3 protein-coding genes are annotated in these 12,672 nt (G+C 26.9%); all 3 read right to left on the bottom strand.

What is annotated here, in order from left to right:
- Positions 1 to 531 precede the first annotated feature (531 nt).
- The 3 genes from ACXX89_RS03630 to ACXX89_RS03640 all read right to left on the bottom strand — a co-directional run bounded on the left by ACXX89_RS03630 (position 532) and on the right by ACXX89_RS03640 (position 12,414).
- Entirely contained in the window at positions 532 to 684 is a 153-nt protein-coding gene (locus tag ACXX89_RS03630) for a hypothetical protein (protein ID WP_458557679.1), read from the bottom strand.
- Between the two features lie 32 nt (positions 685 to 716).
- Complete coding sequence (locus ACXX89_RS03635; protein ID WP_458557680.1) at positions 717 to 1,469, bottom strand: type II toxin-antitoxin system death-on-curing family toxin; 753 nt, start codon at positions 1,467 to 1,469, stop codon at positions 717 to 719.
- A gap of 343 nt (positions 1,470 to 1,812) precedes the next feature.
- Positions 1,813 to 12,414, bottom strand: coding sequence for a hypothetical protein (locus ACXX89_RS03640; RefSeq protein ID WP_458557681.1), 10,602 nt, complete (start codon positions 12,412 to 12,414; stop codon positions 1,813 to 1,815).
- Positions 12,415 to 12,672 lie beyond the last annotated feature (258 nt).

A 12,672-nucleotide genomic window follows, 5' to 3' on the forward strand; every position in this document is an offset into this window, starting at 1 on the left:
TTTTACCAGTGATATCACTGGTAAAATGTGTCCCAATAAATTGTCCCACTTTAGTCCCTTATTTTTGAGAAATTTTAATATTTTTTATAAAAATAGTGAATTTTAATGATAGAATATAATTAAGTGATTTGGACCCGAACCCTCCACCCATACCAGGCACTATAAAAACAATAGGTAACTGCTATTTTTAGCCGAAAACACTCTTCTGGTCGGGGAAATGTGTGTTTTTTTATTTTATTAATTAGCATTTATACAAGTTGCATACATTCTAATTCTTTTTCAAGATTTTTTTAATTTAATTCTGGAAATGTAAGACATTTTGTGTAAATTTCTCTTACTTAATTTTTTGTTTCCCAGTTAAAAACCAAAACTAACCAATTGTTCCTTGTTTTAGGGATTTTTGTTTTTTATTTAAGTTTTTTTACTTGCTATTTTTTAAAAGTTATTTAAATTATGATATACATTTTTTGCAATTTTATAATAAAATCTCCAATAATTAAATATTGGAGATCTTTTTTAGTTATGAATAAATTATAATTTAGATAAGTTTTTCATGCATTCTTGCATTCTTTTTCAGGAACCTTTTTCATTTCTTTCCATAATTTCAGGTAAATTATTAATTCCTTCTTCTTTCAATTTGATTATATAATCATTAATAATTTTTGTTCTTTCTTCTTTACTCATTTTTCACCTCTTTATTTATAATTATATAGTTTTTAGATTAATATCAAAGTATTTTGTATTATTCATTCTTTTATTTCTTTTTTTACTTTTTCAATTCTATCTTTAGAATTTAAATTTATATCTTTTTCCTTTATAAAATTGAAGCAATTTTTGTAAATCTCATTTTTTTGATTATCTTCTTTAAATTCTTGATCATTTATATTTATTATTAAATCTTCATAACTTCGATTTGATAATCTTGTTACAAAGCAAAAAATATCCTTTTCTTGCTGTTTTTTATAAAATTCTGCTATTTCAGTATCTTCATTGCTTCATTTAAAATAATAACCAAAAACTATTAATAAGTTTATTAAAAAAGCAAAACTAAATCTTTTATTTCCATTTCTTAATTTATGTTTTTCAAGTACAGATATAAAAGAAATAGAAAAGAAATCAAATATATCATCAACTTCATAAGAAAGTAATCAAATTTTTCTTTCAAAAATGTCATAAAAATTATCATTTATATTAACATAATTATAATCATCATCGCTTTCTAATGGAAATTTAGTTCTGACAGTTTCAAATGATCTTTCTATTGTTAATTTTAGTAATTCTAAAATTTCATTTAGACTTTTTTCTTCTTGAAAATCTAATACAATATTTTCAAAAATTATTTCTTCTTTATTTTCTTTTAAATAATATTTTGCATCTTCATAAAGCAACAAATTATTTTTAAATTTTAATAAAAATTCACTAAATTTTTTACCTTCTTTTTCTGTTGTAAATACTAATTTTTTCTTCACTATTTTCCTCCTTTTATTTTTTTCTATATAATATCATAACACAAAAACAATGTCATTTTTACTAAAATAACTTAAAATTTATAATTCAAAATTTTGTCTTTTTTAGTTTTGTTACTATATAAATACATAAATTATTAATACTTATTTTTACTTAAATAAAGATATAAATATTATTATTTATATATTAAACAAAATATTTAAAAAGCCCTAGTATAGAAATCTATAACTCTTTAATTACTTAATATTTATTAATATATTAATAAAGAAAAACACAGATTTGCTCTGTGTTTTTGGATATTTATTTTGCTATAAGATGAACTTTTATTATTTTATGTTTATAGAATTATATTTCTGTGTAATTTTGTCCATCATAGAATCTAATATTAGTATTTTCTGGAATTGAGTTTGGAATATTATTATCTGAATTGTGAGCATTTCTAAGTGCTTCTGTGAAATCAAATAATGATGTAATTCTTAATAAACCATCTAATAATTCATATTTTTTTTCTATTGAAATTGTTTGTGAATTAGCAATTAAATTTTTTAATCAAAGAACTGCTGGTTCTTGTGCTCAATTATGTCATTCTTTTAATAATTCAATTCTAAATTCATTTGCTGATTTGTTTGAATGATTTCCTAAATTATTTGTTTGTCTATAATTTATATAATTTCTACCAACTTCACTAATTAGTATTTTTTTATTAATATTTTGAGCAGAATATTGTAATCATTTATTTAATTCATTTTGATTATTTTGTCCAATAATTCCACTAACTGTGCTATAAACTTTATTTTTTAGAGTTATTAATCTTCTTGTATCAAATCATGTACTTCTGATATATTCATCTTCAACTTTTTTAGCATCGTCTAATGTTGATGCGTATTTAACTCTATCTATGTAAGAATTAATTGTTCTTTCTGATAAAGCATAAGAAGAAGAAGAAGAAGAAGAAGCGCCTGTTGGTTGACTTTGACCTTTACTTCTTATTCTGTTTATAATTTTTTCTCTTTCTATGTCTCTTGTATTATCAAATTGAGCAAGATATGTTTCGAGTTCTTGTTTAGTAGATAAATATGTTTCTTTATTATTTATATTTTCAATTTTTTCATAGAATGCAAAAGTTCTTTCACGATAATTTTCACTATTAGCACTTTCACCATTTGAATTTACTTTATTGCTATTATTAGCTATATTGTTTAATTGAATAAATAATCTATCTTTTAGTTCACTATCATCTGTACTAATTCTATTAATATCTTCCGCAGAAGAATCTGAAGGTTTTCTTAAATCTGCTTCTTCTAAGTCATGTTGTTTTTGAGCTTCATTTTTTAATTTATTAATTTTGTCCAAAGTATCTGCAGATTCTACTAGGTTTCTAATTGTTGTTAATGCTATTTCTCCATCTTTATATGCAGTATTTGGATCTTTTCTTAAACCACCACTTATAGGAACTAATAAACTATTATTTAATATGTTAATTGTTTCAGCTTTAATTCTATCTATATCTTCTTTTTGTTGTTTTTCTCTTTCAGCACTTTCTTTAAATTCTATTATCCGTTCTTTTAAAGGTTCTAAATCACTCATATTACCAATATTATTTAAAGCATCATTAAATTCTTTTTGTTTTTCTGAATTTAAAATTTCTTTAATTAAAGAATCAACTTCAACAACTTTATTAAATGCTTCATCTGCTCTTTGTTTAATATTTTTTAATTTAGCTACTTTATTATTTGTTGTTGTTAAGTTACCTTTTGTGCCTAATTCAATTATGAAAGGTTGTTTCACTGCTTCATTTGGTAAGTTATTAATTGCAGTTTGCGCACTATCAAAAATAGTATCATAAGCATTTGTTATATTAGTTATAAGTGTATCTAATGCTTGTTCAGTTGTAGTTGCTTTTGCAATATCATTAACTTTAGTAGCTTCGGCATCATAATAAGCTTTAGTTTGATTACCACCTTCATCTAAACCTTCTAATATAGGAAGTTTTTTTGTTACTTCATCAATTTTAGGTTGAATAATACCTTTTGCTTGATTTTTTAATTTTTCTACTTCTGATTTTTCACTTTGATTATTAATCTTATCGATAAATTCTTCTTTTCTACCACCAGCATTTCTTGGTTTTAATTTATTAGCAATAGAGATAGCTACTAATTTAGCTTGTGCTAATTCTTCTGCTCTTCTGTTATCAGATTCTGCATTACCTACAATAGTATTAATTGAACTAATATTAGCATTTTGATCATTTAAAGTAGCATCAATTTGATTTTTATATGATGTTTTTTGTGCTTCACTTAAATGACTTAATCCATCTATAGTATTTTTAGCTGCATCTTGTTTTTTTAGAAATTCTTTTTTCACTTCAGTTACTGTTGTTTCATACTGTTCTTGTGTTCTATCATCAGCAGATTGTCCATTAAAGGTTCCTTTTAGTGAATCATCACCAGTTAGTTTTTCTATTGCTTTTCTTGCTTTTTCTTTTTCAGTAGTTAAGATTCCTTCAGCTTCTGTTTTTTTAGCTTCAATATCAGAAACTTCAGTTACAGTATTTATAGCATTTTTAAGTTCAGATTTTTTAGGATCTTTTAATCTTTTGATAACTGGTAAAGCAGCATTTCTTGCATCTTCAAGTTGTTTTTGTTTTTTTGCTTCTTCTTTAAGCTGATTTAATTTAGTTACAGTATTTGTATCAGTACTATTTAACCTAGTCATTAACTCTTGTCTTTTTGGATTAGTTGAAGCAAGTTTTTCAATTTCATCTTGTGCTAATCTTTTTGAATCATTAAATTTCTTATCAGCAGAAGTAAATGCATTCTCCAATGCTTCTTGTTCACCTGGTTGACCTGCTGCATTTCTAACATTTTGTTCTAAACTTGCTTTATCTGGATGTCCATCTAATTTTGCAATTGCATTATTTGTTGTTGTTTTTTGTGCTTTGATAATTTTAGTAATTTCTGTTTCTTGTGCTCTTATTTCTTCTGGATTTTTTGCATTATTTATAGCACTAGTAATATTAGTTTTTTGTGTACCATCTTTTAATCTCTTAACTTCTTCTAATGCATGTTGTCTAGCACTTTCTAAATTAGTTTCATCACTTTTTGCTTGTTCTGCTTTTGTTTTTATTTCTTCTAATTTAGTTACAGTACCTGCAACATTAAGTTGATCACTTAAATCTTTTTTCTTAGAATTATAGTCTGAAGCACTTTCAGTTGTACTTCCAGTTAAACTATTAACAATTGCTCTAACTTTATCAACTTTATCAGTAAATTTAGAAGTTGCTTCATTTTTTATTTTGATTAATTCTTTTTGATTTTCTCTATTTAGATTAATTCTACTATTTAAAGTATCATGATCACTGTGACCTACTAATTTAGCAACAGCTTCATTTGCATCTCTTAAAGAAATATCAAGATATTTGATTGCCTTTTGTTTTGCTTCTTCAATTTGTCCAATAGTAGAACTAGAACTATTAATAGTTGTACTTAAGTTAGTTTTCTCATTTCCATCTACTAATTTATTAATTGCATCTTCTGCAAGTTGACGAGCATTTTCTTTTGTAACTTTATCTCTTATTTTATAAATTTCTGTTACAGTTTTCTTGTCAGCATTTGTATCTCAACTAGCTTTTAATGCTTTTCATTCATTAGTAATTTCTTCTCTTTTAGAAGGATTACTAATGGAATTAATTGATGATTCAACTGCATCTCTAATATTAACAAATTTTGCAGTTGCTTCAATACCTAAAGCATCAAGTTTATCTTGATTATCTCCAGCATCAGTTAATTTAGCAGTATATGTATCATGTGTTTCACCATCTTGATTTAATCCTCTTAATGTATTAACAGCATTTGTAGCATTAGTTATAGATTCTTCTAGATGTCTCATCGCATCATTTCTAACTGTTTTAACTGCATCATTATTTAAAGCAGCATCGATTCTATCTTTGTAAGACTGTGCTGCTTTAAGGTTACTTACATATGCTTTTGCTTCATTAACTTTTGTTAATAAATCATCTGCAGTTCCTTTAATTGTAGTAAATGAAATAATATCAGAGTTATTGTCATTATGTGCATTATTTATTTCATTTTTGAAATGATCTTTTTGAGCATTTGATAAAGCAAGTGTATCAATTTGATTTTTAACTTCTTGTGCTTTTCTACTTAAATCTTCAAGAGCATCGGTTGTTGCTTGTTTATATTCTGCTTCATTTTTACCTTCTGCTGTTTTACCATTATATTTATTTACAAGTGTATCATCACCAGTTAATCTTCGTATTGCTGCTTTTGCATCAGTTTTATAAGAATCTAATAATGCTTGTGCTTTGTCTTTTTCTGAAGTAATAGTAGAGACTTCAGTTGCATCGTTAATTGCAGTTGTAAGTTCTGATTTTTTAGCATTATCATCACTCAATTTGTTAACAATTTTCATTGCTTCATTTCTTGCTCTTTGCAATTCTTTTTCTTTAGCAACTTTTGCTTCAATCGCTTTAAGATCTGCAATAGAATTAGCATTATGTGTTTCATCTATTAAATTACTTATTACATTTTGTTTAGTAATTGTTCCATCATTAATTGAGTTAGTTAATTTATCTTTTTCAGTTTGAATTGCGTCTTGAACTTTTTGTTCTAATGCTTTTAATTTAGTTTCTGTATCAGCATTTGTTAATTCAGTATCAAAATCTGATTTATTAGTTAATCCTTCAAGTTTAGCAACCATTTTAGTTACTTCTGCTTTTTTAGTTTTTAAGTATTCTTGTGCTTCTGTTTTAATAGCATTTACTTTAGCAACTGTATCAACTAAAGAAAGATCAACTTTGTTTGAAAGTTCAGTTTTTTTAGGATCTTTTAAAATTCTTGCAATTTCAGCTTTAACTTCTTGTTTTGTTTGAGCTAATTCTTCTTTTTGTTTTGCAATTGCTTTATCTATTACTGCTTGCACTAATTCAACTGTATTAGCAGAATCTAATTCAGTATTTAAAGGATCTTTATTTTCTTGTTTAGTTAATTTAACTATTTCAGCACGAGCATCAACTTTCTTTCTATCTACTTCATTAGAGTATTGTTCTTTTTCTTTTTCTCTTAGCGCTTTGTCTTTAACTGCATTAGCATCATCAGTAGTTGTTGCTGCTTCTAATTCAGTTCTTAATTCTTGTTTTTTAGATTCATCGCTTAGTTTAGCAATTTCAACTTCTGCTGCTTGTTTTGCTGCTGCTAGTTCTTTAGCAAGTTGATCTTCAATTGCTTTTTTAACTTTATTTAATTCTTCAATATTTGTAGCAGCATCTACTTTTGCTTTAAGATCAGCTTTAAGTGCTTCATCTTTAATATCATTTGCTTTAATATTAGCTTGAGTTTTTTGTTCACTTAATTCTTGCTCTTGTTTTTGTTTAGCTTTTTCAATAATTGCATTAACATCACTTAAAGATGAAGCATTTACTAATTCATTATTTAAACTTGTTTTATCACTTTCATTAAGAATTTTTGCTATTTCTGCTTTTGCTTTTTCTTTTGCTAATTGGATTGAATCAGCATTACCTTGTTTTGCAATTGCTTCTTTAATTTTTTGAATTACTTCTTCAACTTTTGCTTTATCTTCATCATTTATAGCATTAAGTTCACGGGCAAATTTTACTCTTTCATTAGAAGATTGAAGTTTATCAGTTAATAAATGTGCTTCAAGAAGTGCTTGTGCAAATTCTTTAATTTTAACGATTTCTTCAGGAGAATTAGTACTTGCTAATTTTTGATTTAAAGAAGGTTTTTGTGCTTCTTTTTCTAATGAGTTAACTGCTGCTTGTGCTTCTGCTTTTAATGCTTTAGTAATTCTATCTTTAATTGCTTGTAACTGAGCACTTGTAGTAGCATCATTAATTTCAGCAGTGAATTTATCTTTAATTTCTTGATTTGAAAGTTTATCTTTTAAAGCGTTTGCTTTATCTTTTTGCTCGTTTAATTGAGTTGTTAAATCGTTTGCAATTTCATCTTTAATTGCATTGATTTCTTCAAGAGTTGTAGCATTATTAATTTTATCTTTAAATTCTGTTTTTTTAGTTTCATCAAGAATTTGATCTGCTTGGGCATTTGCTTCAACTTTTGCTTTATCTTCATTAGTTGATGCATTTTCTTTTGCTTTTGCTGTTTTTGCTTTATTAGCAACTTCATTTGCTTGCACTACATTAGTTGCAGCAGCAAGTTCATCTTCAAGTGTTGCTTTTGTAGTTGGATCGGTTATTTTACTAATTTCAAATTTAGCAATTTCTTTAGCATTAGCTAATTCTGTTGCTTGTGCTTCTTTTGCTCTTTCTTTAATAGATTCTACTTCTGCAAGAGTAGTTGCATTATTTAATTCAGTATTAAATTTTTCTTTTATTTCTGGATTAGTTAGTTTTTCAATTTCATAAGAAGCAAGTGGTTTAGCATTATTTACTTCATTTTCTTTAGAAACACGTGCTCTATTTTTAATTGAATTAAGCTCATAAATTTCATTTGCTTGTGCTAATTCTTGATTTAATGCTGCTTTTTCTTTATTTGAATCAGATAAGGAATTAATAACATCTTGTACTTCTGTTTTAAAGTAATCTTTAAATCTATTTCTAATTTTCTCTACTTGTGCTGGGGTTGTTGCTGCATCGATTTCAGCATTAAATTTAGCAGCAATTGAAGGATTAATATTACTTGTTTTAACTTCTTGTTTTGCTGCTTCTTTTAAATTATTTAATTCAGTAGTTAAATCAGCGTTAATTCTATCTTTAACGTTATTTAATTCACTTTCGTTTGTAGCTGCGGCAATTTCTTGCTTGTAAGTTTCTTTTTTATCATTATTAAGTAGTTTGTCTGCTTGTGCATTTGCATCTAATTTAGCTTTATCTAAATCTGTTGCTGCACTTTCTTTTGCTTTTTCTACTTTAGCTTTTGCAATAACTTCATTAACTGCATTAATATCATTAGCAGAGTTTAATTCATTATTTAAGTTAGTTATAGCATCAGCAGAATTAGTTGTATCTAATTTTGCAATTTCTTCTCTTGCTTTTGCTTTAGCTGCTTCTAATTCTTTTGCTTTTTGTGCTTCTACTTTTTCTTTAACTTTTTGTACTTCTTCTGGTGTTTTAGCATTTTCTAATTCAGAAGTTAAGTTTTCTTTGGCAGTAGTATCACTTAATTTTTCAATTTCATAAGTTACATCATTTTTAGTAACTTTTGTTTTAGTAGAAGGATTATTTTCTTTTGCTTTAGGTTCTATATCTTTAACAACACTAATGTTATTTGCATTTTCTAGTTGTTGTGTTAATTCTTCTTTGGTTTCTGGATCACTAACTTTAGCAATTTCAAGTTTTGCACTTTCTTTAGCGTTTGCTAATTCAGTTGCTTGTGCTTCTTTTGCTCTTTCTTTAATAGCATTAAGATCTTCTAGACTTTTAGCTGCACTTAATTCGTTATTTAAAGCATCTTTAACTTCTGGGTTTGTAAGTTTTTCTATTTCGTAAGAAGCTGCTTCTCTTGCTTTGGATAAATCTTCAAATTGTTTATCTTTTGCTTTATTAATTACTTCTTGAATTTTGTCTAAAGTATCAGCTGCATCTTTTAGAGCATTTAATTCATCTTTAGTTGCTTGATCACCTAATTTATTAATTTCTACTTCTGCTTCTAATTTTTTAGCTGCTAATTCATTGGTAGCTGCTTCTTGTGCTTTTGCTAATTTAGCTTTTGCTTCTACTTCATTTGCTGCACTAATTGAAAAAGATAAGTTTAAATCTTTAGTTAATTGGTCAATTAACTCTCTTGATTTAAGTGGATCTAATTCATCAATTGCTGCTTGTGCTTTTGATTTAGCTTTTGCTAATTCTAAAGCGTTTGCATCCATTGCTTTTTGTTTTACATCATTGATTGCACTTAGTGAAGAAGCTGCTTCTAATTCTTTTTTAAGAGCATCTTTTGTTGTAGGATCTACAATTTTGTTAATTTCGTATAATGCTGCTTCTTGTGCTTTTGCTTTTGCTCTTGTTAATTCATCAATTGCGTCTTGTTTTAGTGAATTAATTGCTTCAGGAGTTGTAGCAGCTTCTAAATTATCTTTAAGTTGATCTTTTAAATCACTTTGTGGTAATTTGTTGATTTCTGCTAATGCTTCTGCTTTTAGAGCAGCTAATTCTCTTTGTTGTGCTTCTTTTGCTCTTTGGATAATTGCATTAACTTCAGCAGTTGAAGTAGCAGCACTTAATTCATTATTTAATGCTTCTTTAACTTCTGGATTAGTTACTTTTGCAATTTCAGCATTTGCTTGTGCTTTTGCAACTGCAAGTTCTTTTACTTGTTCTGCTTTTGCCTGGTCAATAACTTTTTGTACTTGATCTTGTGTTGTTGCTGCTGTTAATTTATCGTTAAGTTCTTTTATAGTTTCACTATTAGTTACTTTAGCAATTTCAGCTTGTGCATCTAATTTTAAAGCTGCAACAGGGTCAGTTACGCTTTCTTTTTGTTTTGCAAGTTCTGCTTTTGCTTTAATAGCATTTGCTTGTTCTAAAGTAGTAGCTCCTGCTAATTCTGTATTTAAAGCATCAATAGATGCTTGTGATTTAGTTGGATCTAATGCATCAATTGCAGCTTTTGCTGCTGTTTTTGCTGCTTCAATTTCAGCATTTTGTGCTTCTTTTGCTTTATTAACAACTGCTTGCACTTCTTCTGGTGTAGAAGCATTTGCAAGTTCATTTTTTAATTCTGCTTGTTTAGCAGAATCACTAACTTTGCTAATCTCGTGGGCTGCTAAGTCTTTGGAATTTGAAGTTTGTTTTGCAACTTCTGCTTGTGCTTTTGCTTTTACTTCATTAACTGCATCAATGCTTGTAGCAGCTTCTAATTCTTTGTTTAATTCTGCTTTTTTAGCTTCATCAGTTACTTTATTAATTTCAGCTTGTGCTGCTTCTTTTGCTTTAGCTAACTCGTTGTTTGCTTGTTTTTCTGCTTGTTCTTTAATAACAAGTAATTCATCAGTTGCATTTTCTTTATTAGAAGCGTTATTTAAGTCATGAAGAAGTTTTTCTTTTTCATAAGGATCAGTAACTTTGTTGATTGCATTTTCAGTTGCTGTTTTTAATTCTTCTAATTCAGATTTTTGAGCTTCTTTTGCTTTAGAAATAACTGTATTTAAATCTTCAGTAGTAAGAGCTGAATCTTTTTCTTTAGTTAACTCATCTTTTAATGTAGAATCTTGAATTTTGTCAATTTCTGCTTGTGCATCTAATTTAGTTTTATCCAGATCATTTGTTGTTGCTTCTTTTGCTTTTTCAAGTGCAATTTCTTTTTCAAGCACTGCTAAAGATACGTCACTATCTGCATTAGTGATTTTATCTTTTAATTCTTGTTTTTTAGTTGCATCGCTTAAATTTTCAACTTCAGCTAAAAGTTCTGCCTTTTTGTCAGCTAATTTTGCTTCTGTTGCTACATCTTTAAGATCAAAAACATTGCTTGCTTCTTCTAATTGTTTTTCTAATTCTGCTTTTTTAGCAGGATCGGAAATTTTGTCAACAAGTTCTTTAGCTGCTGCTTTTTCTTCTTCAAAACGGTTATTTGCTTGGTTAGCAACATTTGCAAAATCTTCGGTTGAGTTTGCTTTATCTAAATTGTTTAAAATGGTTTCTTTTTCTGATTCAGATAAACCATCTAATTTAGAAATTGCTTCTTCTGCTTTTACTCTTGCATCAGAAATTTGATCAGCAATTTCTTTTTCAACTTCTGCTAATTTAGAATCATCTGATGATCCTTGGATTTCATTTAATTTATTTTTTAATTCTTCTTTTTTAGCAGGATCGGAAATTTTTTCGATTTCTTTTGCTAAATCAGCTTTTTTATTTTCTGATTCAATTTCTTTATTTACAGTTGTTTCAGCTGCTTGTGTATCTTCTAAAGTAGAAGCATTATCGATAGCAGTTTTTAACTCTGTTTTTTTGTCATCAGAAAGGTTAGGGTTTTGATCAACTTTTTCTTTTAAAGCTTCTTTTTTAGCATTAACTAAAGCATCATCACCTGATTCAGCTTTGATTGTTTCTTCTATTTTTGCTTTAATTTGATCTAATTCTTCTTTTGAAGTAGCATTTGCTATTTGTTTAGCAAATTCATCTTTTTTACTTTGATCTTTAACTGAATCATTTAATTTAGATGCTTCTGCTTTATCAGAAGTTAAATCAGAATTTACTTCTTTATTTTTTTCTTGTTTTGCTTTTTCTAAAATTTTAGCAACTTCAGCTGCAGTTGTAGCTTCTCTTAATTCTTTGTTTAGATCTGCTTTTTTATCAACATTATCTAATGAATCAATTACTTGTTGTGCTTCTTTTTTTGCTTGTTCTAATTGATTTTGTTTAGCAGCTACTTCTTGTTTTGCTTTTTCAATAATTGCTTCAATTTCTTCAATAGTTTTTGCGTTTGCAAAATCGTCTGATAATTGTTTTTTAATTTCAGCATCTTCAACTTTAGAAATTAAGTCTTGTGCTTCTAAAACTTTATCTACTTTATCTTCTAATGAAAGTAAAGCACCTTTATTTGTTGTATCAGTTGCTTTATATTCATCTTTTAAAATGTTTTTAATTGGGGTTTTGTCAGAAATAGAATTAATTTTACTTCCAACTTCTTTAGAAATTTGTTCAGTACTTCTGTTGTTTTTTTGATCAGCTAAAGCTTTTGTAACATCTTGTTTTAATTGTTTTAATAAATCAACATTTTTAGTAGAGTATTCTTTTAATTTATTTAATCTATTTTGGAATGCTCTTTTTGCTTTTGGATCTTTAACTTTATCAATTAATTGTTGTACTTCTGCTTTTGCTTTTGCATATTCATCAGAAGTTCATTCATTACTTTTTCTATTTCAAAAAACTACTACAGTGGTTACTACAGATGTTACTAAAGCAGCAGCTGCAAGTCCACCTAACACAATTTTCGCACTTGGTTTTGCCATAATTACCTTTCGTTTTATTGCATTATTTTGTTTAATAATACAAATAATTTAAATAATTAATATTTATTTTATACTTATTTTTACTTTTTGCACTTACTAAATAAGTGCTTAATACTATATTTATATTGCTTTTATTAATATTGGAGTAAATAAATATAGGTTAAATATTATCTTTGAATTGCTAGAATAATTACTACTACAAGTAAAATTATGTATGCGATTCAATAAATAATTGTTGTTCAAATAGATCTTCTTGTT

The organism is Mycoplasma sp. 1012, from assembly GCF_054343455.1.